We start from the raw sequence: 20,427 nt of genomic DNA on the forward strand, positions 1-20,427 counted from the left end.
AGGCTATCCCGCGAGCGCCGCGGCCCGCCGCGCGATCGCCCACGTCCCGAGGCCCGACACGAGGAACACGGCCGCGAGCGCTGCCCACCCGCCGAAGCCGTGCGTCAGGACAGTCGCGTTGACGACGAGCGGCGCCGCGAGCGCGCCGAGCGAGTAGCCCATGCTGAACACGCCCTGGTACGTGCCGGCCCGCACGGGATCGGCGAGCTCGAAGCTCAGGCCCCATCCGCCGGCCTGCGAGAGCACTTCGGCGAAGGCGTGAGCGAGAGCCGCCGCGACGACGACAGCGACGGCGAGCCACGGCGAGAGCCCCGCCGCGGCCGCGTACACGAAGCAGGCGGCCGCCATGAGCCAGGCCGCGATCGCCGATACACGCGCCGCCCGGCGCAGATCGTGCGTGCCCCTCGAGAGCGGCACCTGGAAGCAGATCACGACGACGGTGTTCATGATCAGCACAGCCGACACGAGCGTCTCGGGCGCCGTCGTCTCGCGGGCGATCCACAGCGGAACGGCGAGCTCGCCGACTCCGAACTGCATGCCGAACACGGCGCTCGCGAGCGTCAGGAGGAGGTATCGCACGTCGAGCCACGGCGAGTGCGCCCATCGCGCCCGCCGAGCGGCGCGCCTCGTCGCGAGCGCGTCGATCGAGCCTGTCGCCGTCGTGACGGCCACCGCCGCCGCGGGCGCGTCGACGGCCGACGGGAGCTTCACGAGGCGCAGGATCGCGCCGAGGGACGCGAGACCCGCGAGGACGAGGAAGGCGCGATACGCCTGCGCCGTGCCGATCGCGAGCGCGATCGCGCCGATGCCGCTGCCGACCGCGATCGACACGTTGGTGACGGTGCGCAGCACGGCACGGGCGTGCACGCGGGCCTCGCCGTCGAAGGCGCGGGCGATGATCGCCATGCGCGTCGAGTTGGCCATCTGGCCGAACGCGCCGACGACGACCGCGATGACGAGGGCGGAGGCGAAGTCGCTCGTGAACGCGTATCCCACCAGGCCCAGGCCCTCGAGCGTCGTCGCGCCGACGATGAGGCGCTTGGCGCTCATGCGGTCGGCGAGCCACCCGCCCGCGAGCGAGGCGACGATGCCGACGCCGCTGGACGCCGCGAGCACGATCGCGACCTCGTGCGCGGGCAGCTTCACGATGAGCGTGAAATAGAGCACCGTCACCGTCAGGAAGATCCCGCGCCCCACGCGACCGATGAGAGTGGCGGTCACGAGGATGCGGAGGACCGGATCGCTGACGGATGCCGCGAGCCGCGCGAGGGGCGAGGGCCTCTGCGCGGCGGGCACGGGAACGGGCGCTGTCTGGGTGGAGCTCACCCGACAGTTCTCGCAGAGGCGTCCGCGGGAGAGAATCGATGTAGCGTTGTGCTTCATGCTGCGATACGTCCTCAACGAGGCGGATGTCGCGGCCGTCCGGTTCGGCATCTCTCCCCTGTGCGAGCTGGGCCTGTCGCTGCGCGCCATCCGCGACCCTTCCCGCTATCCGCTGCAGCTGCCGTGGCTCGCCCGCACGGAGCGGGCGCGGTCGGGGCTCGACCTCGCGGCGCTGACGGCCCTCGTCGACGAGCGGCTGTGGACGCCCGACTTCCTCAATCCGCGCCCCGAGTCGCCGCTGACCCGCATCGAGGACGAGCTCGACGCGCTGTCGGGCCTGTCGGCGGCGGAGTTCCGGCGCGACCTCGTCGCCGTCCACGGGCACGTCCCCGCCGCGTTCGCGGGGCCTGCGCGAGCAGCGGTGCGGCGCCTCGTCCGAGCGCTCCGAGAGCTGTGGGACGCGACGTTCGAGCCGCACTGGCCGCGCATGCGCGCCGTGCTGGAGGCCGATGTCGTGCACCGCGGCCGCCAGATCGCGCAGAGCGGCCTGTCGGCGATGCTCAACGGCATCTCGTCGACCGTCGACTACGCCGACGGGGTCGTGTCGGTGCGCCTGAGGGATCCGACCGATCGCACCCAGCGCATCGGAGGGTCGGGGCTCACTCTCGTGCCGACGATGTTCACGCGCCGCGGCTCGGCACCCGTGGGCGACGGACCGCCCATGATCATGTACCCGGCGCGCGGGCAGGGCGCGCTGTGGGAGACCGAGCGCGTCGCGAACCCGGACGCGGTCGCCGCCGTTCTCGGCCAGCCCCGGGCGCGGCTGCTCGCGGCGCTCGGTGAGCCCGCGTCGTCCACAGAGCTGGGCGTCCGGTTCGACGTGACGACGTCGGCGGTCAACCAGCACCTGCGAGTGCTGCGGGATGCCGGGCTCGTGACCTCGACCCGCTACGGCCGCAGCGTCCTCTACCTGCGCAGCGAGCTGGGCTCCCGGCTGCTCTCGCCGTTCGGATGACCCCTTTTCGGGAGACCGAAGAGAGAGTAAGGTTTCGGCATGCCGAAATCCGAGCTGCTTCGGGATGCCGCCCCCCGGCGCTCGGGGCGCGCTCCGAGCACGCCGAGGCTCGCGTGGCTCATCGGACCCGCCCTCGTCGCGGGCGTCGCCTATCTCGACCCCGGCAACGTCGCGAGCAACATGACGGCGGGAGCCCGCTACGGGTACCTGCTCGTCTGGGTCGTCGTCATCGGCAACGTCATGGCGTGGCTCATCCAGTACCTGTCGGCCAAGCTCGGGATCGTCACGGGCAGGAGCCTTCCCGAGACGCTCGGCGACCGCATCCGCAGTCCGTGGGCACGGCGCGCCTACTGGCTGCAGGCGGAACTCGTCGCGATGGCGACCGACATCGCCGAGGTCATCGGCGGCGCGGTCGCGCTCGATCTGCTGTTCGGCATCCCGCTCCTGTGGGGCGGCGCGATCACGGGGGCCGTGTCGATCGTGCTCCTCATGCTGCAGTCGCGCCGCGGCCCGAAGACGTTCGAGTTCGTCGTGATCGGGCTCGTCGCGATCATCGCGCTGGGCTTCACGTTCGGGGTCTTCGTCGCGCCCCCCGATCCGGCCGGGATCGTCGGCGGGCTCGTGCCGCGGTTCGAGGGCACCGACTCGGTGCTGCTCGCGGCATCCATCCTCGGCGCGACGATCATGCCGCACGCGATCTACGCGCACTCGGCGCTCGCGCGCGACCGGTTCTCGCCCTTCCCGTCGCACACGAGAGGCGGGATGCCGCGGCCAGGAGCGGATGCCGCCTCCGACCTCGCGGCCCTGCGCGGCATCCCGACGGCGCGCCTGCTGCGCGCGACGCGATGGGACGTGAGCATCGCGATGCTCATCGCCGGCACCGTGAACCTGTGCATCCTGCTGCTCGCCGCGGCGAACCTCGCGGGCGTCCCCGGCACGGACTCGCTCGAGGGCGCGTACGCGGCGCTGCGCGACGGGCTCGGCCCGCTCGTGGCGACGCTGTTCGCCGTCGGCCTGCTCGCAAGCGGCCTGGCCAGCACGTCGGTCGGCGCATACGCGGGCGCCGAGATCATGCACGGCCTCCTGCACGTGCGCGTGCCGCTGCTGGCACGCCGGCTCGTGACGCTCATCCCGGCGCTCGTGATCCTCGGCGCGGGGTTCGACCCGACGGTCGCGCTCGTGCTGAGCCAGGTCGTGCTGTCGTTCGGCATCCCGTTCGCGCTCATCCCGCTCGTCGCGCTGACGGCAAGGGCCGACGTGCTCGGCGCGTTCCGCAACCGCGCCGCGACGACGGCAGCGGGGGTCGCGGCATCCGTCTTCCTCGTCGCGCTCAACGGCGTGCTGCTGTGGCTCGTCTTCACGGGCGGGTGACGGGACGACCCGGCCGGTAGCCTGACTCCGTGGCCTCCCCCGCCGTCGACGACTACCTCAAGACGATCTACCACCACACCGAGTGGCAGGACGCCCGCATCACGCCGTCGCAGATCGCGGTCGTGCTGGGGCTCGCCCCGTCGAGCGTCACCGAGATGGTGCAGAAGCTCGCCGCGCAGGGGCTCGTGACCCACCGGCCGTACGGTCCGATCGGCCTGACGCCCGAGGGCGAGAAGCGCGCCGCCGCGATCGTGCGGCGCCATCGGCTCGTCGAGACGTGGCTCGTGCGCGAGTTCGGCTACGGGTGGGACGAGGTGCACGAGGAGGCCGAGGTCCTCGAGCACGCCCTGAGCGACCGGCTCCTCGAGGGCATCGACGAGCGGCTGGGGCGGCCGAGGTTCGATCCGCACGGCGACGCGATCCCGGATGCCGAGGGCCGTGTGCACCGTGAGCCCTTCGTGCTTCTCGCCGACGCGGCGCCCGGCCACTCCGGACGCGTGCTGAGGGTGAGCGACCGCGACTCCGCGCTCCTGCGGGCGCTGCTCGACGTGGGCATCGACGTCGGCCGCGCCGTGCGGGTGCGCGATGCCGCGACCGCCGCCGTCGACGGCGGCCCCGAGCTCGCCCTTCCGGAGGGCGCGGCGGAGGCCGTGTGGCTCACCGCCTGATGCCGGGATTGCTGCCGTAGCCTTCTCCGCGCCGGCACGCTCACGAACAGGTCTGCTCGCCGCGCTGCCGCCCTGCTCGCGCGTCAGAGCGCGGCGACCTGCGCCGCCTTCGCGAACGGCCACTGCACGCGCGCCGCCCGCTCGCACACCGCCCACAGCCGCGTCGCGATCTCGGGCGAGCGCGTGATCGCCGACGGGCGCACCCGCTGCGGCTCGCCCCGAGCGCCGAACCGCGGGCCGTAGCATCCGCCGCTCTCGGCATCCGGATCCACGAGCGCGCGCACGAGCGGCCACGCGCCGTGCTCCTTCGACTGCGAGATCGGCCCCTGCAGGTTGTCGACGAAGCGCTTCCATCGGGACGGCTGGTTGACCCCCAGGATCCCGGGCGTGCGGCCGCCGATCGAGTATCCCGGATGCGCGACGAGGCTTCCGACGGGGACGTTCGCCGCACGCAGGCGCCGGTCGGCTTCGTATCCGAGCGCCGCCGTCGCGACCTTGGACTGCACGTACGCCCGCCACGCCGTGTATCCCGTCGCCAGCTGCGGGTCGACGGGGTCGTACCGCCAGATCGACGTCGACATGCTCCCGAGCCACACGATGCGACCGGATGCCGCCGCCAGCGCCGGGAGCAGCTCTCCCGCGAGCGCGAAGTGGCCCAGGGCATTCGTCGCGAAGACGAGCTCGTTGCCGTCGCCGGTCGTCGTGCGGATCGACGGCGGGTGCACGATCCCGGCATTGAGGAGCACGCCGTCGATCGGACCGCTCGTCGCGGCGGACGCGGCGGCCGCGCGCACCGAGCCGAGGTTGCTCGTGTCGAGCACGAGGGTCTCGACGCGGCCGTCGCCCTCGGGATTGCGCCGCAGGACGGCCGCCTTCGCGGCCGTGAGGCGGTTGGGACTGCGCCCTGTCATGACGACGCGCGCTCCGGCGCCCAGCAGCTGTTCGGACGAGAAGAACCCGAGCCCCGCGTTCGAGCCCGTCACGAGATAGCGGCGGCCGGAGAGGTCGGGAAGGTGAGAGGGATCCCATGCCTGTCGCACCACACGTCGACCCTACGCCTTCGGCAGCGGCGCTCTCCGCCGCCGCTGCCGTGGGCACGACGCCGAAGCCCTAGGCTTGGCCCCATGCGGACGCGCGCCGACATCGAGTGCTGGCTCACCGACATGGACGGCGTGCTCGTCCACGAGAACCGCCCGATACCGGGGGCCGCCGCGCTGCTCGCGCAGTGGCGGGACGCCGGAACCCCGTTCCTCGTTCTCACGAACAATCCGATCTTCACGCCGCGCGATCTGAGCGCCCGGCTGCGCGTCTCGGGCCTGGACGTGCCGGAGGACCGCATCTGGACGTCGGCGCTCGCGACGGCCCAGTTCCTGAAGTCACAGCTGCCCGGCGGCACGGCCTTCGTCATCGGCGAGGCCGGCCTCACGACGGCGCTGCACGAGGCCGGCTACATCATGACCGAGTCCCAGCCCGACTACGTCGTCGTCGGCGAGACCCGCATGTACTCGTTCGAGGCGATCACGAAGGCGATCCGCTTCATCAACGCGGGCGCGCGCTTCATCGTCACCAACCCCGATGCGACCGGCCCGACGCCCAGCGGCGTCGTCCCGGCGACGGGGTCGTTCGCGGCCCTCATCACGAAGGCGACCGGCAAGGACCCGTACGTCGTCGGCAAGCCCAACCCCATGATGTTCCGCTCCGCCATGAACCGCATCGGCGCCCACTCCGAGAACACCGGGATGATCGGGGACCGCATGGACACCGACGTCATCGCGGGGATCGAGGCCGGCCTGCACACGGTGCTCGTCCTGACGGGCATCAGCGACGACGCCGAGATCGAGCGGTACCCCTTCCGTCCGGACGAGATCGTCGCATCCGTCGCCGACCTCGTCCGGAAAGAGCCCGTCGAGTCCGACCTGCCCGAGGTGCTCTGATGCCCGAGATCGACGAGTCGCTCGTCGTGCGGGCGCGCAACGGGGCCGAGTGGCGGGCCTGGCTCGCCGAGCACCACGCGGGCGCGAAGGGCGTGTGGGTGCTCCGTCCGCGTGTCGGCGGCGAGCGCGAGCACGTGAGCTACTACGACGCGGTGCGCCAGGCCCTGTGCTTCGGCTGGGTCGACGGCACCGTCAAGCCGTACGACGAGCACGCCGTCGCGATCTGGTTCGCGCCCCGGCGGCCGGGGAGCGCGTGGGCGGCGACGAACAAGCAGCGCGTCGCGGAGCTCGAGGCATCGGGGGAGATGACCGATGCCGGACGCAGCGTGATCGAGGCGGCGAGGCGGCGAGGCGCAGCGGCATGTGGGAGGTGCTCGACGGCCCCGAGGCGGGGATCGAGCCGCCCGAGCTCGCGGCGGCGCTCGACGCGGATCCCCTCGCGCGGGCGAACTGGGACGCCTTCCCGCCCTCCGCGAAGAAGGTCGGGCTCACGGCTGTCGCGATGGCACGCCGGCCCGAGACGAAGGCGTCCCGCATCGCGAGGATCGTCGCGGATGCCGCGCAAGGAAGAAGGCCCTGATGAGCGAGTTCGAGCAGACCCTCCTGTTCGGAGCGACAGGAGTCGTGCTCGTCGGCACGCTCATCGTCTTCGTCATCCAGTACATCCGCAATCGCCGCGACGACGACTGACGCCGTCGCCTAGGCTCGCGATATGTCGCTCGCTCTCGTCCTCGTCGCCATCGCGTGCCTCGTGGCCGCCGCCGTGCTGTGGCAGCGCAACAAGAAGGCGGGCGTCGACGGCGTCGGCAGGGGCGGCACGCGCATCGCGATCATCGTCCTCGTGCTCGGGGGCGTCCTGATCGCCCTCGCGTCCCAGCTGTCGATCTTCCGCTGACCGCCGGGTCCGACAGCCGTCCGGGGCTACTGCGGGGCTACTGCGGGTCGAGCCCGAGGTCGTCGAGGTCGATCGCGGCGAGCCACGTGAGGCCCGCGGCCTCGACGGCGGCCTGCGCGCCCGTCTTTCGATCGACGATGACGGCGACGGCGACGGGCTCCGCGCCCTCGCGGCGCAGGGCCTCGACGGCCTTGAGCGCCGACTGCCCCGTCGTCGAGGTGTCCTCCAGCACGACGACGCGCCTGCCCGCGACCTCCGCCCCCTCGATCTGGCGACCGCGACCGTGGTCCTTGGGCTCCTTGCGCACGACGAAGGCGTCGAGAGGCCGGTGCGTGCGCGCAGACTCGTGCATGACGGCGTTCGCGATGGGATCGGCGCCGAGCGTCAAGCCTCCGACCGCCACGATGCCGTCGACGTCGCGGATGAGATCGAGCATGATGCGTCCGATCGCGGGTGCCGCGCGGTGGTCGAGCGTGAGCTTGCGCATGTCGACGTAGTACGACGCCCTCTTGCCGGAAGACAGCGTGAAGTCCCCGTGGAACACGGCCTCGTCCTCGATGAGGGCGATGAGGTACTGGCGGTCGGCTTCGAGCTCGGGGGTGGAGGCGACGGTCATGCGTACGAGTCTAGGGATGCCGTCATCCGTCGGCGCCGTCCGCGTCGCCTGGCAGGTCGCGCGCGAGGAACGGCACGGGCCACGCGCCGAGCGCGAGCACGGCGAGCACCGTCTGGACGAGGCCCGTCGCGAAATACACGCCCTGCAGCGGCGACCACACGAGCATGAGCGCGATCTCGACGAAGATCCAGATCATCATGACGAGCCCCGCCGCCGCGTGCAGGCCCCACGCGACCCGGAGCCGGCGATGCTGCGCGACGACCGCGAGCGCCTGCGAGCCGCCCACGATCACCCCGAGGACGAGGCCCGGCCACACGAACGAGTCGAACGGCGTGCCGTCGAGCCACTGCAGGGGCACACCCGCGCCGCCCAGGAAGACGCCGAGCACGAACCCGACGAGCGCCGAGACGAGGGAGAACCAGCCCACGACTGCGAGCCCGACGCGAAGGGACGCGGGCGGGCGGACGCTGCGGGCTGCGACGCGGGGCGACGTGTCCATGCCGTCGACGCTACGCGCCCGCTGCCGCGAGCGCACCGCGCGGGAGCCGAGGACCTCTGCGACCCGCCGCGCTCCACCGCCCTCGCTCCCCTCTAGAGTCGGGAGGGACTGCCCGCGATGCCGCCCGCCGGGCGCCTCGCCAGCCTGAGCACAGGAGCACCGTCATGACGCGCATCGGAATCGTCGCCGAACGGCCCGGCGAGACCCGGGTCGCCGCCACTCCGACCACGGTCGCGAAGATCGTCGCGCTCGGCTATGACGTCGCCGTCCAGTCCGGGGCGGGCGCGGCATCCTCGTTCCCCGACGGAGAGTACGCGGCGGCCGGAGCCGTCGTCGTGGGCGCGGCCGAGGCGTGGGCGTCACCCGTCGTGCTGAAGGTCGACCCGCCCGCCCCCGAGGAGATCGCGCGCCTCGCGGACGGGGCGACGCTCATCGGGATGCTGAGCCCCGGCCTGCGCCCCGACCTCGTCGAGGCGCTCGCGACGCGCGGCATCACGGCGCTCGCACTGGACGCCGTGCCGCGCATCTCTCGCGCGCAGTCCATGGATGTCCTCAGCTCCATGGCGAACATCGCCGGCTACCGCGCCGTCGTCGAGGCCGCGCACGAGTTCGGCCGCTTCTTCACGGGCCAGGTGACGGCGGCGGGAAAGGTGCCGCCCGCGAAGGTCCTCGTCGCGGGGGCGGGCGTCGCGGGTCTCGCGGCGATCGGCGCGGCATCCAGTCTCGGCGCGATCGTGCGTGCGACCGACCCCCGCCCCGAGGTCGCCGACCAGGTGCGCTCGATCGGCGGCGAGTACCTTCCCGTCGAGACGGGCGAGCAGATGGTCTCGGCCGACGGCTACGCGAGGGCCACGAGCGAGGCGTACGACCGGCGCGCCGCCGAGATCTACTCCGAGCAGGCGCGCGACGTCGACATCGTCATCACGACGGCGCTCATCCCCGGGCGGGCCGCGCCGCGCCTGCTCACCGCCGCGGACGTCGCCTCGATGAAGCCGGGCTCGGTCGTCGTCGACATGGCGGCGGCGCAGGGCGGCAACGTCGAGGGATCGGTCGCGGGCGAGCGCGTCGTGACGGAGAACGGCGTCGTGATCCTGGGCTACACCGATCTCGCGGGTCGTCTTCCGCAGCAGGCGTCGCAGCTGTACGGCACGAACCTCCTCAACCTCCTGAAGCTGCTCACGCCGGGCAAGGACGGCGTCCCCGTGCTCGACTTCGACGACGTCGTGCAGCGCTCCGCCACTGTGGTGCGCGAGGGGGAGGTCACGTGGCCGCCCCCGCCCGTGCAGGTGTCGGCGACGCCCGCCGCCGCAGCGGCTGCGGCATCCGTCGTCCCTCCCCCGAAGAAGGCGCTCTCCCCCGCCGCGAAGACGGGGCTCGTCGTCGTGGGCATCGCGGCCCTGTTCGCCGTGTGCGCCTTCGCGCCGCCCCCGCTGCCGCAGCACTTCCTCGTGCTGACGCTGTCGGTCGTCGTCGGCTTCTACGTCATCGGCCACGTCGCGCACGCGCTGCACACCCCCCTCATGAGCGTCACGAACGCCATCTCGGGCATCATCGTGATCGGCGCCATGGTGCAGATCACGGCTCCGGATCCGCTCGTCCAGGCGCTCGCGGCGATCGCGGTGCTCGTCGCGAGCATCAACGTCTTCGGCGGCTTCGCCGTGACCCGGCGGATGCTCGCGATGTTCTCGAAGGGAGACCGCCGGTGACGCTCGCCGCCTCCGTCGCGGGGGCCGCCTATGTCGTCGCGGCGCTCCTTTTCATCCTGAGCCTCGCGGGGCTCAGCAGGCACGAGACGAGCCGCCGCGGCGTCGTGTACGGCATCGTCGGCATGGCGATCGCGCTCGTGGCGACCGTGTGGCTCGTCGCGGCGAGCGCGTTCGCCCCCATGTCGGGGTCGGGGATCGGACTCGACCCTGCCGTCGACGCGACGGCGTGGCTGGGGCTGACGCTTCTCGTCGCCGCCGTGCTCGTGGGCGGGGCGATCGGCCTCTGGCGCGCTCGGGTCGTGGAGATGACCGGGATGCCGGAGCTCATCGCCCTCCTGCACTCGTTCGTGGGTCTGGCCGCCGTGCTGGTGGGCTGGAACGGCGCGCTCTACGACACGGGGCTCACGGGAACCCTCGGCGACATCCATCACGCCGAGGTCTTCATCGGGGTCTTCATCGGCGGCGTGACCTTCACGGGCTCTATCGTCGCGTTCCTCAAGCTGTCGGCACGGATCTCGTCGAAGCCGCTCATGCTCCCCGGCAAGAACGCCCTCAACGTCGGCGCCCTCGTCGCGTTCGTCGCCCTGACGGTCTGGTACGTCGCGACGCCCTCGCTGTGGCTGCTCGTCGTCGTGACGGCGCTCGCGCTCGCCCTCGGCTGGCATCTGGTCGCGTCGATCGGCGGCGGAGACATGCCCGTGGTCGTCTCGATGCTCAACAGCTACTCGGGCTGGGCGGCCGCGGCGGCGGGCTTCCTCCTGGACAACGACCTGCTCATCGTGACGGGCGCCCTCGTCGGCTCATCGGGCGCCTACCTGTCGTACATCATGTGCAAGGCCATGAACCGCTCCTTCCTGTCGGTCATCGCGGGCGGCTTCGGCATCGAGGCGGCTTCGGGCCAGGATGCCGACTACGGCGAACATCGCGAGGTCGACGCGGAGTCCGTCGCCGAGCTGCTCACGGCCGCGTCGAGCGTCATCATCACGCCCGGATACGGGATGGCTGTGGCGCAGGCGCAGCACGGCGTCGCCGACCTCGCCCACAAGCTCCGCGAGCGGGGGATCGACGTGCGGTTCGGCATCCATCCCGTCGCGGGACGCCTCCCCGGGCACATGAACGTGCTCCTCGCGGAGGCCAAGGTGCCGTACGACATCGTGCTGGAGCTCGACGAGATAGGCGACGACTTCGCGCGCACCGACGTCGTGCTCGTGATCGGCGCGAACGACACCGTCAACCCCGCGGCCGCGGAGGATCCGGCGAGCCCCATCGCAGGGATGCCGGTGCTGCGCGTGTGGGAGGCGCGCGACGTCGTCGTGTTCAAGCGCTCGATGGCGTCGGGCTACGCGGGCGTGCAGAATCCGCTGTTCTTCCGCGAGAACACGCAGATGCTCTTCGGCGACGCGAAGGACCGCGTCGAGGACATCCTGCGCGCCCTCTGAGGTCTGCAGCGCAAGGCGGGGTCGCAGCGCGTCGTCGGAGGGCGACTCTAGGCTGGATGCATGCGCCTGGCCACCTGGAACGTCAACTCGATCCGCGCCCGCGTCGCCCGCACGGTCGACTTCGCGGTGCGCGAGCACATCGACGTGCTCGCGATGCAGGAGATCAAGTGCACGCCGGAGCAGTTCCCGTACGCCGAGTTCGAGGCGGCGGGCTACGAGGTCGTCGCGCACGGCCTGAACCAGTGGAACGGCGTCGCGATCGCGAGCCGCGTGCCGATCGAGGACGTCGAGCACGCGTTCCCGGGAATGCCCGGGTTCGCGAAGGGGGTCGAGGGCCCCGAGCAGCCGCAGGAGGCCCGCGCGCTCGGCGCGACCGTGGGCGGCATCCGCCTGTGGAGCCTCTACGTCCCCAACGGGCGCTCGCTCGGCGACCCGCACTACTACTACAAGCTCGACTGGCTGTCGGCGCTCGCCGAGCACACGTCGGCGTCGCTCGCCGAGAACCCCGACCTCGCGCTCGCGCTCGTCGGCGACTTCAACATCGCGCCGACGGATGCCGACAACGGCGACCCCGCCGTCGTCCCGGGCTTCTCGACCCACGTCTCGCCCCCTGAGCGCGAGGCGTTCGCGGCTCTGGAGGCCGCGGGGCTGCAGGACGTGGTCCGCCCGCTCGTGCCGACGGGGTACACGTACTGGGACTACAAGCGCCTGCGCTTCCCGCGCAACGAGGGCATGCGCATCGACTTCATCCTCGGGTCGCACGCCTTCGCCGACGCCGTGGCCGGCGCGTCGATCCATCGCGACGAGCGCAAGGGCGAGGCGCCGAGCGACCACGTCCCGGTCGTCGTCGATCTCGACCTCGCGGGCCCCGACGACGACGATCGTCCCATGATCTTCTGACGTGCGGTCGCCCCGCGCCTACGCGGAGAAGCGCTGCGGCTACTCGTCGGGCGTCATGTCGCCCGTCGTCGGCACGCCCGCGGGGGCGTAGCGCAGCTGGACGACGCCCGCGTCGCCCGTGAGCGGCGGCTCGATGAGCGCGAGCCGCGCGGGGGTCGCGCCGTCGGGGAACACTCTCCTGCCCTCCCCCAGCACGATCGGGTGGACCCACAGCCTGAGCTCGTCGAACGTTCCGCCCGCGAGGAGGGTCTGGACGAAGTCGATGCTCCCGACGACGTGGATCTCGGCATGCCGATCGCGCAGCGCGTCGACCTCTGCGAGCACATCGGCGCCGAGCTGCGTCGTCCCCTCCCACTCCAGCGCCGGCGTGCCGCGCGAGGCGACGTACTTCGGCACGCGGGTGAACGTGCGGCCGATGATCCCGACGGCGCCCTCCGTGTGGTGCGGCCAGTACGCCGCGAAGATGTCGTAGGTGCGGCGACCGAGCAGAAGCGCGTCCATCGTCTCGATGTACGCCATCACCTGCTCTCCCACCATCGTGTCGGGGATCGGCGCCTGCCATCCTCCGAACCGGAAGCCCCCCGACGTGTCCTCCTCGGGGCCGCCCGGCGCCTGCGCGACGCCGTCGAGAGTCGTGAACAGGTCGATGACGACACGTCCGCGAGCCGGTGCCTGTGCCATGGTCTTCTCCTTGCTGTCGGAGCCGGAGGTCCGCATCGGGTCCGCAGCCCGTCGGCCGAACCCGTGAGACGATCCTCCGGCGTTCAGGCGGCTGCGGCAGGCGCCGCGGCTCCCGCCTCGATGTGGAACGTCGCGGCGAACCGCTCGAGCAGCGTCTCGTCGCCGCGCAGGACCTGCAGCACGCCGTCGTCGATCGCCGCGAAGGGCGTCAGCTCGCCCGAGATGAGACGGCGGATGCCGGGCCCCGCCGCGAAGACGAGCTCCGGCACGCCGTCCGGCATGCGTCCGCCGACGGGGGGCGCGGGCGGCGCGAGCTGCGCGATCCGCAGCTCGCCGCCGTCGACCTGCACGCGCAGCGCGACGTCGCCGACGTGCACCTCGTAGTCCGCGGGGGGGAGGGCGGCCGCGGCATCCCGCTGGAAGGCCGTTCGCAGGGCGATCGTCAGCGAGTCCGCCGTCACGACGTCGTCGATCCCCGGCTCGCCCATCGCCTGGAACCCCCATCGCCCGAGCGCGACGACGATCGGCTCGAGCTCGCGCCCGTACTCGGTGAGGTCGTACACGAGCCCGCAGCTCTTGAGCGGGATCCGGCGCACGACACCGCCCTCCTGCAGCTCCTTGAGCCGAGCGGAGAGGATGTTGGTCGGGATCTTCGGCAGTCCCTGCTTGAGGTCCGTGTAGCGCCGGGGGCCGACGAGGAGGTCGCGGACGATGAGCAGCGCCCACCGCTCGCCCACGAGCTCGACGGCCGTCGTGACCCCGCAGTACTGGCCGTAGCTGCGGGAGCCCACTCAGTTCACGCCGGGACGCGGGACATCGGCGAACTCGGGGTGATCTGCGACGAACGCCTCAGGACCCTGCTCCGCGGCCTGCGGCTCCATGAACAGGAACCCGAGGCTGTTGCCGTCGGGGTCGTCGAGGTCGCGGCTGTACATGAAGCCGAGGTCCTGGGCGGGACGCGGTTCGGAGCCGCCCGCCGCGAGGCCCGCCTCGATGACGTGGTCGACGTCCTCGCGCGACTCGCGGCTGAACGCGAGCGACACCTGTGCCGTGGTCTGGGGGTCGGCGATGGGCTTGTCGGTGAACGTCGCGAAGAACTCGCGCTTGAGGACCATGAAGAAGACGTTCTCGTCCCACACGATGCATGCGGCGTTCTCGTCGGTGAACTGCGGATTGATGCCGGCGCCGAGGGCCGTGTAGAACGCCTTGCTGCGCTCGAGGTCTGACGTCGGGATGTTGACGAAGATCTGCGTCATGATGTGCTCCCTGTCGGGGCCGGGCATCCGTGCTCCGGCGCTGAACCGATACTTGCAAAAAACAAGCACGCTTGTCAATAGCAAGTAGCGACCCGTTCACCAAGACGACGGTCGTGGGCTTGCCGTCGAACGAGGCCCCGATCCCACGGGTGGGCCCCACGGCGGCATCCGTCTTGCGGGGGATGCCCCGAACCCCGCACGGTCCTACCGTGGAGGGATGGCCGAGGCATCCCCCATCCCGCCGCAGCGACAGGCCGTGCGCCGCACTCCTCCCCGCCCGGACGAGCTCCGGGCCGACGTGTGGATCGCCGGCGGACTGATCGTGGCGGCGATCATCAGCGCGTGGCTCGGGCTCGTCGCGGGGGTCTACGGCACGGACGCCTCGTCGATGACGTGGGGGCTCGTCTATGCCGTCGCCGTCTCTGCGCCCCTCGCCCTGCGTCGCCGGGTTCCGACGCTCGCGCTCGCGCTCGTCGCGATCGCGTTCTTCGCCGGTGTCACGTTCCGCATCCCCGACCTCTATGTCGGCAACATCGCCCTGTTCATCGCGATGTTCACGGTCGGCGCGTGGGTCGACGACCGACGACGGGCGACCCTCGTGCGGGTGCTCGTGATCACGGGCATGCTCGTGTGGCTGCTCGTGATGCTGTTCCAGTCGGCGACGGCCGAGACCGACGAGGGCTTCTCCCGAGCGGGGCTGTTCTCCCCCTTCGCCGCCTTCGCCCTCTTGCAGCTCCTGGTCAACGTGGCGTTCTTCGGCGGCGCCTACTACCTCGGCGACCGCGCGCACGCGAGCGCGCTGTCACGCCGCACGCTCGAGGAGCGCACCGCCGAGCTCGAGAGGGAGCGAGAGCTCACGGCGGCTCAGGCGGTCGCGCTCGACCGCGTGAGCATCGCGCGAGAGCTGCACGACGTCGTCGCGCACCACGTCTCGGCGATGGGAGTGCAGGCCGGAGCCGCCCGCTCCGTGCTCGACCGCGACCCGTCCGCCGCGCGCGACGTGCTCGTCGGCATCGAAGGATCGGCCCGCGATGCGCTCGGCGAGCTGCGCAATCTTCTCGACACGCTGCGCAGGCCCGGCGGCGAAGCCGGTCCCGGCCCCGAGACCGAGGGCGCATCCACTCTGCGACTGGATGCGATCGCCGGCCTCGTGGCGCACGCGAGCGACAACGGGCTGCCCACGACCTTCGCGGTGCTCGGCAGGCCGGTCTCCGCGCCCGATGTCGTGCAGGTGAACCTCTACCGCATCGCGCAAGAGGCGCTCACCAACGCTCGGCGCCACGGCGGGGCGGAGGCGACGGCCGACGTGCGGCTGCGCTACGACCCCGACGCCATCGAGCTCGAGATCACCAACACGGGCTCCGTGCGCGCGACGGGGCGCGCAGGACTGGGCCTGGTCGGCATGCGCGAGCGCGCAGCGGCCTCGGGCGGCGTCATCGAGACGGGACCCCGCCCACGAGGCGGCTACCTCGTCCGCGTCCGCGTCCCCCTCACGAGCCGGTCCGCGGTGCTCGCGTGAGAACGACGCCGATCCGCGTGCTCCTCGTCGACGACCACGCCGTGATGCGCGCCGGCTTCCGCCTCATCCTCGAAGGCGCGGCTGACGTCGAGGTCGTCGGCGAGGCCTCGGACGGCGCGGAGGCGGTCGCGGCGGCGTCCCGCCTCGCTCCGGACGTCGTGTGCATGGATGTGCAGATGCCGGTCATGGACGGTCTGGAGGCCACGCGTCGAATCGTCACGGACCCCGCCTCGACGGCCGCCGTCGTCATCGTCACGACCTTCGACCGCGACGACTACCTGTTCCAGGCGCTCTCGGCGGGCGCGAGCGGGTTCCTGCTCAAGAACGCGGGCCCGGAGGACCTCGTGTCCGCCGTCCGCATCGCGGCGGCGGGCGACGCACTGCTCGCGCCCGAGGTGACGCGTCGGGTGATCGCGCGCTTCGCTGGGGCGGATGGCGCCGCCGGCGCGCCCGCGCACGCCGAGGGCGACCGTGGCGCAGCGGGGGTCGCGGCTCGGTCGTCCGTCGCGGCGGCCGCGCTCGGAGCCGCTCCCGGCCCCGAGCTGACCGATCGCGAGGCAGAGGTGCTCGCGCTCATGGCGGACGCGCTGAGCAATGCCGAGATCGCCGTCCGGCTGCACATAGGCGAGTCGACCGTCAAGACCCACGTGTCGAACGTGCTTCTCAAGCTCGGAGTGCGCGACCGCGTGCAGGCGGTCGTGTACGCCCATCGGCACGGCCTCGCCTGACCTCCCCCGTCCGGCGGAGCCCGAGCCCCGTCGTGGGACGGATGCGCTCGACCGGCGGCATCCGTACCGTTGACCACATCGACCACGACCAGGAGGAGCCGATGCTCGAGCTTCGAGGGATCACGAAGAGCTACGGCGCGCATCGCGTGCTCGACGACGTCTCGTTCGACGTCAGGCCCGGCCGTCTGACGGGCTTCGTCGGCGGCAACGGCGCGGGCAAGACCACGACGATGCGGATCGTCCTCGGCGTGCTCGGAAAGGACGCCGGAACCGTGATGCTGGATGGAGCGGATGTCTCGGCATCCGATCGGCGACGGTTCGGGTACATGCCGGAGGAGCGCGGGCTGTACCCCAAGATGAAGGTGCTCGAGCACATCGTGTACCTCGCGCGCCTGCACGGCTACTCGAAGGCTGATGCGACGACCCGCGCGACGGATCTCCTCGAGAGGCTCGGACTCGGCGAGCGGCTCGGGGACAACGTCGAGACGCTTTCGCTCGGCAACCAGCAGCGAGCGCAGATCGCGGCGGCGCTCGTGCACGAACCCGAGGTGCTGATCCTCGACGAGCCCTTCTCGGGCCTGGACCCGCTCGCCGTCGATGTCGTCGCGGGCGTCCTCCAGCAGTTCTCCGACGCCGGCGCCGCGATCGTGTTCTCGTCCCACCAGCTCGACGTCGTCGAGCGCCTGTGCGACGACCTCGTCATCATCGCGAACGGCGCGATCCGCGCCGCGGGGTCGCGCGACGCCCTCCGCGCGCAGCACGCGCTCCGGCGCTACGAGCTCGTGTCGGCGGGCGACGTGGGCTGGCTCCGCGACGAGCCCGGCGTCACCGTCGTCGACTTCGACGGCGGCTATGCGCTCTTCGACGTCGACGCCGACGCGACGGCGCAGCGCGTGCTGCAGCGCGCCGTCGCCGCCGGCGACGTCGCGAGCTTCGCCCCGCAGCATCCTTCCCTCGCGCAGATCTACAAGGAGGTCATCCAGTGAGCGCCCCCACCTCGCCCGTCCCGTCGTTCGGGCAGAGCGTCTGGCTCGTCGCCGAGCGCGAGATCGGCTCGAAGCTGCGCAGCAAGGCGTTCCTCATCTCGTTCGCGATCCTGTTCGCGGGCGCTCTCGCCCTCGTCGTGTGGGGGGGCTTCTCGGCCCGCGACGACTCCGGGACGCCCGTCGCGGTCACCCCCGACGCGCAGCAGCAGGTCGACGCGATCCCGGGGCTCGAGGTCACCCCCGTCGGCGATCGGGCCGAGGGCGAGCGGCTCGTCGCGTCCGGCGACGTCGACGCGGCGATCGTCGGCGACTCCGCCTCGCCGCTCGGGATCACGGTGATCGGCGACACGGAGGTTCCGACGTCGCTGCTCATGTCGCTCGCGCAGCTGCCCGCCGTCGAGCTGCTCGAGCCGGATGGGGCGCCCAACGTCCTCGGCTACATCGTCGCGGTCGGCTTCGGCGTGATCTTCCTGTTCTCGGCGCAGACGTTCGGCGCCACCATCGCGCAGTCCGTCGTGGAGGAGAAGCAGACGCGCGTCGTCGAGCTGCTCATCTCCGCGATCCCGACTCGGGCGCTGCTGGCGGGCAAGGTCATCGGCAACACGATCCTCGCGATGGCCCAGCTGCTGATCCTCGCGGCGATCGCCGTCGTCGGCCTCACGATCACGGGCCAGACGACCCTCCTGCAGGGGATCGGCGCACCCATCGCGTGGTTCGCGATCTTCTTCCTCTTCGGCTTCATCCTGCTCGCGGCCCTGTTCGCGGCGGCCGCGGCGATGGTGTCCCGTCAGGAGGACATCGGCTCGACCACGACGCCTCTCCTGTTGCTGATCATGGTCCCGTACTTCCTCGTGATCTTCTTCTGGAACAACCCCGTCGTGCTCACGGTCATGTCGTATGTGCCGTTCTCAGCGCCGATCGGGATGCCGATGCGCATGTTCCTCGGCAGCGCCGAGTGGTGGGAGCCGCTCCTGTCGCTCGCGATCCTCATCGCGACGTGCGTGGCCGCGATCCTCGTCGGCGCGCGCATCTACGAGAACTCGCTCCTGCGCATGGGCGCACGCGTCAAGCTCGCAGAGGCCCTCGCCGGCTGACCCGCTCCCGCGCCCGTCGCGGGCGGGGGTCAGCGGGTTACGAGGATGCCATCGGGGTCGGCCCAGACGTGCCGCCCGGGCGCGAAGGTCACGCCCGCGATCACGACGGGGACGTCGACCTCGCCGATGCCGTCCTTGGCGCTCTTGCGAGGGTTCGAGCCGAGCGCCTTGACGCCGAGCGGAAGCGCGCCGATCGCGACGCGGTCGCGGATCGCGCCGTGAACGATGAGCCCGGCCCAGCGGTTCTCGACGGCGGATGCCGCGATCAGGTCGCCGACCAGAGCCGACTCGAGCGAGCCGCCGCCGTCGATCACGAGCACGGCCCCGTCGCCGGGCGTCGCGAGCAGAGCCTTGACGAGCGCGTTGTCGCGGTGACACCGGATCGTCCTGACGGGCCCGTCGAAGGCGGCGCGCCCGCCGAAGTCGTGGAGCTGCAGGGCGAGCGAGTCCAGCTCGTCGCCGCGCTCGTCGTACAGGTCGGCCGTCGCGATCGTCATGCAGCCAGGTTAGGGGCGCCGCGTCGCACGGGCGATCGGCGTAACCTGGGAACACGTCACAGACTTATGCGGTTGCATGGAATCGGGCCAAGGGTGTCCCGCCAGACGAATGAACGACGGGAGCACCCATGTCCATGATCATCGATCGCCGAGCCGAGACCGACGCACCGATCCTCGACGTCCTCGCAGAGCGCTGGAGCACGCGGATCTTCGACGCCGAGAGCGTCATCGACGAGGCCGCGCTCGCGAGTGCTCTCGAGGCGGCGCGCTGGGCGCCGACCGGTGCCAACACGCAGCCCTGGCGCCTCATCGTCGCCCGTCGCGGCAGCGAGGCGCACGCCAAGATCATGGCGACCCTCGCGGGCTTCAACTCCGCATGGGCAGGCGACGCCGCCGCGCTCGTCGTGTTCGTCGCCGAGACCGTCCGCGACGGCCAGCCCATGACGTGGGCCCTCTACGACACGGGCCAGGTCGCCGCGCACTTCACCGTCCAGGCGCACGCCGACGGCCTGTCGACGCACCAGATGGGCGGATTCGACCGCGCCGCCGTCGCCGAGGCGTTCGGCCTCACGGAGGAGTTCACCCCGATCACGATCATGGCGGTCGGCGAGCTCGGCGAGATCCGCGCCGCCTCGGAGGAGCTGCGGTCGCGCGAGAACGCCCCCCGCACGCGCCGCACGATCGCCGAGTCGGTCATCGTCGACGCGTAGGCGGCTCTCTGCACGGATGCCCCGTCCCTGGAACCCGCCGGGCCCAGGGACGGGGCATCCGTCGTCGTGGCCTCGTGCGGCGAGGGCGCTCGTCAGGTCGCGGGGGCGATCAGCCGCCCCCGCGCGATCCCGGCGACGGCCAGAGCGAGCACCGCGATGTACGCCGCGAGGGAGAGATACGACGCGCCCGTGAGGATGGCGATCGAGGTCTCGAGGGACATGCCCGTCCACGTCATGAGCGCGGAGCCGCCCCCTGGCGCGTCTGCGGCGTCGGGGAGCGCTGCCCCGAGGACGAGGATCCCGACCCACAGAAGAGCGCTCGCCACGCTGTATCCGAGCCGAGCGACGCGCCCCGGCTTCACGCCGCGGTCGAACAGGGTGAGGATCGGCGGGACCAGCAGCGCGGCCACGAACAGCGGCAGATAGAGGACGCCGAGGACTGCGATCCATCCCGCGTATCCGCCGACCAGGACGCGGCCGATCCAGACGAAGACCGGCAAGACCACGGCGGCCCACCACTGCGCGATGTAGACGAACCTGCCGAAGCTCGCCGCCCACATGCTCGGACTATAGCGATCCTCCACCACGAC

General features: G+C 71.8%; 23 protein-coding genes. 14 read left to right on the plus strand and 9 right to left on the minus strand.

Annotated features, from left to right (window positions below; all coding sequences use genetic code 11):
• Positions 1-3: 3 nt before the first annotated feature.
• Positions 4-1,326, minus strand: a complete 1,323-nt coding sequence (locus FHS08_RS05250) for an MFS transporter (protein ID WP_341800316.1) — start codon at positions 1,324-1,326, stop codon at positions 4-6.
• A gap of 55 nt (positions 1,327-1,381) precedes the next feature.
• Between FHS08_RS05250 and FHS08_RS05255 the strand changes: the two genes are divergently transcribed.
• From FHS08_RS05255 to FHS08_RS05265, 3 genes are read left to right on the plus strand one after another with little or no spacing between them, the layout of a single operon-like run.
• Positions 1,382-2,338 carry an ArsR/SmtB family transcription factor gene (locus FHS08_RS05255; protein ID WP_167036263.1) on the plus strand — a complete coding sequence of 319 codons (957 nt, stop codon included), beginning with the start codon at positions 1,382-1,384 and terminating at the stop codon, positions 2,336-2,338.
• A 39-nt stretch (positions 2,339-2,377) separates the two neighbouring features.
• Entirely contained in the window at positions 2,378-3,709 is a 1,332-nt protein-coding gene (locus tag FHS08_RS05260) for an Nramp family divalent metal transporter (protein WP_167036266.1), read from the plus strand.
• A 29-nt stretch (positions 3,710-3,738) separates the two neighbouring features.
• Entirely contained in the window at positions 3,739-4,377 is a 639-nt protein-coding gene (locus tag FHS08_RS05265; RefSeq protein WP_167036269.1) for an iron dependent repressor, metal binding and dimerization domain protein, read from the plus strand.
• Positions 4,378-4,460: 83 nt separating this feature from the next.
• Here FHS08_RS05265 and FHS08_RS05270 read toward each other — a convergent pair whose 3' ends face one another.
• The gene (locus FHS08_RS05270) at positions 4,461-5,420 is read right to left on the minus strand and encodes an SDR family NAD(P)-dependent oxidoreductase (RefSeq protein ID WP_167036272.1); all 960 of its coding nucleotides are present in this window, start codon (positions 5,418-5,420) and stop codon (positions 4,461-4,463) included.
• A gap of 81 nt (positions 5,421-5,501) precedes the next feature.
• Here FHS08_RS05270 and FHS08_RS05275 point away from each other — a divergent pair, with 81 nt between their 5' ends.
• The 3 genes from FHS08_RS05275 to FHS08_RS05285 all read left to right on the plus strand — a co-directional run bounded on the left by FHS08_RS05275 (position 5,502) and on the right by FHS08_RS05285 (position 7,206).
• Positions 5,502-6,311, plus strand: coding sequence for an HAD-IIA family hydrolase (locus FHS08_RS05275; RefSeq protein ID WP_167036276.1), 810 nt, complete (start codon positions 5,502-5,504; stop codon positions 6,309-6,311).
• A 361-nt stretch (positions 6,312-6,672) separates the two neighbouring features.
• Positions 6,673-6,891 carry a YdeI/OmpD-associated family protein gene (locus tag FHS08_RS16805; RefSeq protein ID WP_243847225.1) on the plus strand — a complete coding sequence of 73 codons (219 nt, stop codon included), beginning with the start codon at positions 6,673-6,675 and terminating at the stop codon, positions 6,889-6,891.
• Between the two features lie 132 nt (positions 6,892-7,023).
• Entirely contained in the window at positions 7,024-7,206 is a 183-nt protein-coding gene (locus tag FHS08_RS05285) for a hypothetical protein (RefSeq protein WP_167036279.1), read from the plus strand.
• A gap of 37 nt (positions 7,207-7,243) precedes the next feature.
• Here the strand turns inward: FHS08_RS05285 and pyrE are convergent, their stop codons facing one another.
• Together pyrE and FHS08_RS05295 are read right to left on the minus strand one after the other, a co-directional pair.
• Complete coding sequence (pyrE, locus tag FHS08_RS05290) at positions 7,244-7,822, minus strand: orotate phosphoribosyltransferase (RefSeq protein WP_167036281.1); 579 nt, start codon at positions 7,820-7,822, stop codon at positions 7,244-7,246.
• Positions 7,823-7,844: 22 nt separating this feature from the next.
• Positions 7,845-8,321 carry a hypothetical protein gene (locus FHS08_RS05295; RefSeq protein ID WP_208382213.1) on the minus strand — a complete coding sequence of 159 codons (477 nt, stop codon included), beginning with the start codon at positions 8,319-8,321 and terminating at the stop codon, positions 7,845-7,847.
• Positions 8,322-8,485: 164 nt separating this feature from the next.
• Between FHS08_RS05295 and FHS08_RS05300 the strand changes: the two genes are divergently transcribed.
• The 3 genes from FHS08_RS05300 to FHS08_RS05310 are packed head-to-tail and all read left to right on the plus strand — an operon-like array spanning position 8,486 to position 12,366.
• Positions 8,486-10,027, plus strand: a complete 1,542-nt coding sequence (locus FHS08_RS05300) for a Re/Si-specific NAD(P)(+) transhydrogenase subunit alpha (protein ID WP_167036284.1) — start codon at positions 8,486-8,488, stop codon at positions 10,025-10,027.
• Positions 10,024-11,466 carry a Re/Si-specific NAD(P)(+) transhydrogenase subunit beta gene (gene pntB, locus FHS08_RS05305; protein ID WP_167036288.1) on the plus strand — a complete coding sequence of 481 codons (1,443 nt, stop codon included), beginning with the start codon at positions 10,024-10,026 and terminating at the stop codon, positions 11,464-11,466. The genes FHS08_RS05300 and pntB overlap by 4 nt, the downstream gene beginning before the upstream one ends.
• A gap of 60 nt (positions 11,467-11,526) precedes the next feature.
• Entirely contained in the window at positions 11,527-12,366 is an 840-nt protein-coding gene (locus tag FHS08_RS05310; RefSeq protein WP_167036291.1) for an exodeoxyribonuclease III, read from the plus strand.
• A 39-nt stretch (positions 12,367-12,405) separates the two neighbouring features.
• Here FHS08_RS05310 and FHS08_RS05315 read toward each other — a convergent pair whose 3' ends face one another.
• The 3 genes from FHS08_RS05315 to FHS08_RS05325 form a co-directional block, all read right to left on the minus strand.
• A complete protein-coding gene (locus FHS08_RS05315; RefSeq protein ID WP_167036294.1) occupies positions 12,406-13,047 on the minus strand; it encodes a dihydrofolate reductase family protein in 642 nt (213 codons plus the stop codon).
• 83 nt (positions 13,048-13,130) lie between these two features.
• The gene (locus tag FHS08_RS05320; protein WP_167036297.1) at positions 13,131-13,838 is read right to left on the minus strand and encodes a winged helix-turn-helix transcriptional regulator; all 708 of its coding nucleotides are present in this window, start codon (positions 13,836-13,838) and stop codon (positions 13,131-13,133) included.
• Positions 13,839-14,303 (minus strand): VOC family protein, encoded by a 465-nt coding sequence (locus FHS08_RS05325; protein WP_170283214.1) that lies wholly within the window; start codon positions 14,301-14,303, stop codon positions 13,839-13,841.
• A 217-nt stretch (positions 14,304-14,520) separates the two neighbouring features.
• Here FHS08_RS05325 and FHS08_RS05330 point away from each other — a divergent pair, with 217 nt between their 5' ends.
• The 4 genes from FHS08_RS05330 (at position 14,521) to FHS08_RS05345 (ending at position 18,630) form a co-directional block, all read left to right on the plus strand.
• Positions 14,521-15,822 (plus strand): sensor histidine kinase, encoded by a 1,302-nt coding sequence (locus tag FHS08_RS05330; RefSeq protein ID WP_167036300.1) that lies wholly within the window; start codon positions 14,521-14,523, stop codon positions 15,820-15,822.
• A 44-nt stretch (positions 15,823-15,866) separates the two neighbouring features.
• On the plus strand, positions 15,867-16,550 hold the full coding sequence (locus FHS08_RS05335; protein WP_208382384.1) for a response regulator: 684 nt from the start codon (positions 15,867-15,869) through the stop codon (positions 16,548-16,550).
• A 101-nt stretch (positions 16,551-16,651) separates the two neighbouring features.
• Positions 16,652-17,536, plus strand: coding sequence for an ABC transporter ATP-binding protein (locus tag FHS08_RS16810; protein WP_167036306.1), 885 nt, complete (start codon positions 16,652-16,654; stop codon positions 17,534-17,536).
• On the plus strand, positions 17,533-18,630 hold the full coding sequence (locus tag FHS08_RS05345) for an ABC transporter permease (RefSeq protein ID WP_167036309.1): 1,098 nt from the start codon (positions 17,533-17,535) through the stop codon (positions 18,628-18,630). The genes FHS08_RS16810 and FHS08_RS05345 overlap by 4 nt, the downstream gene beginning before the upstream one ends.
• 29 nt (positions 18,631-18,659) lie before the next feature.
• On the opposite strand, the gene rraA is transcribed toward FHS08_RS05345, so the two are convergent.
• Entirely contained in the window at positions 18,660-19,127 is a 468-nt protein-coding gene (gene rraA, locus FHS08_RS05350) for a ribonuclease E activity regulator RraA (RefSeq protein ID WP_167036312.1), read from the minus strand.
• A gap of 128 nt (positions 19,128-19,255) precedes the next feature.
• Between rraA and FHS08_RS05355 the strand changes: the two genes are divergently transcribed.
• Positions 19,256-19,837, plus strand: a complete 582-nt coding sequence (locus FHS08_RS05355) for a nitroreductase family protein (RefSeq protein ID WP_167036315.1) — start codon at positions 19,256-19,258, stop codon at positions 19,835-19,837.
• A 92-nt stretch (positions 19,838-19,929) separates the two neighbouring features.
• Here the strand turns inward: FHS08_RS05355 and FHS08_RS05360 are convergent, their stop codons facing one another.
• The gene (locus tag FHS08_RS05360; RefSeq protein ID WP_167036318.1) at positions 19,930-20,397 is read right to left on the minus strand and encodes a hypothetical protein; all 468 of its coding nucleotides are present in this window, start codon (positions 20,395-20,397) and stop codon (positions 19,930-19,932) included.
• Between the last annotated feature and the right edge of the window lie 30 nt (positions 20,398-20,427).

The sequence above is a fragment of the Microbacterium ulmi genome (genome assembly GCF_011759705.1).
Taxonomy (GTDB): domain Bacteria; phylum Actinomycetota; class Actinomycetes; order Actinomycetales; family Microbacteriaceae; genus Microbacterium; species Microbacterium ulmi.

Bases quoted from the DNA above. Each gene is read 5' to 3' on its own strand.
- FHS08_RS05255 (WP_167036263.1), top strand. From the start codon at position 1,382: ATGCTGCGATACGTCCTCAACGAGGCGGATGTCGCGGCCGTCCGGTTC.
- FHS08_RS05260 (WP_167036266.1), top strand. From the start codon at position 2,378: ATGCCGAAATCCGAGCTGCTTCGGGATGCCGCCCCCCGGCGCTCGGGG.
- FHS08_RS05275 (WP_167036276.1), top strand. From the start codon at position 5,502: ATGCGGACGCGCGCCGACATCGAGTGCTGGCTCACCGACATGGACGGC.
- FHS08_RS16805 (WP_243847225.1), top strand. From the start codon at position 6,673: ATGTGGGAGGTGCTCGACGGCCCCGAGGCGGGGATCGAGCCGCCCGAG.
- FHS08_RS05285 (WP_167036279.1), top strand. From the start codon at position 7,024: ATGTCGCTCGCTCTCGTCCTCGTCGCCATCGCGTGCCTCGTGGCCGCC.
- pyrE (WP_167036281.1), bottom strand. From the start codon at position 7,822: ATGACCGTCGCCTCCACCCCCGAGCTCGAAGCCGACCGCCAGTACCTC.
- FHS08_RS05295 (WP_208382213.1), bottom strand. From the start codon at position 8,321: ATGGACACGTCGCCCCGCGTCGCAGCCCGCAGCGTCCGCCCGCCCGCG.
- FHS08_RS05300 (WP_167036284.1), top strand. From the start codon at position 8,486: ATGACGCGCATCGGAATCGTCGCCGAACGGCCCGGCGAGACCCGGGTC.
- FHS08_RS05310 (WP_167036291.1), top strand. From the start codon at position 11,527: ATGCGCCTGGCCACCTGGAACGTCAACTCGATCCGCGCCCGCGTCGCC.
- FHS08_RS05315 (WP_167036294.1), bottom strand. From the start codon at position 13,047: ATGGCACAGGCACCGGCTCGCGGACGTGTCGTCATCGACCTGTTCACG.
- FHS08_RS05325 (WP_170283214.1), bottom strand. From the start codon at position 14,303: ATGACGCAGATCTTCGTCAACATCCCGACGTCAGACCTCGAGCGCAGC.
- FHS08_RS05330 (WP_167036300.1), top strand. From the start codon at position 14,521: ATGGCCGAGGCATCCCCCATCCCGCCGCAGCGACAGGCCGTGCGCCGC.
- FHS08_RS05335 (WP_208382384.1), top strand. From the start codon at position 15,867: ATGCGCGCCGGCTTCCGCCTCATCCTCGAAGGCGCGGCTGACGTCGAG.
- FHS08_RS16810 (WP_167036306.1), top strand. From the start codon at position 16,652: ATGCTCGAGCTTCGAGGGATCACGAAGAGCTACGGCGCGCATCGCGTG.
- rraA (WP_167036312.1), bottom strand. From the start codon at position 19,127: ATGACGATCGCGACGGCCGACCTGTACGACGAGCGCGGCGACGAGCTG.
- FHS08_RS05355 (WP_167036315.1), top strand. From the start codon at position 19,256: ATGTCCATGATCATCGATCGCCGAGCCGAGACCGACGCACCGATCCTC.
- FHS08_RS05360 (WP_167036318.1), bottom strand. From the start codon at position 20,397: ATGTGGGCGGCGAGCTTCGGCAGGTTCGTCTACATCGCGCAGTGGTGG.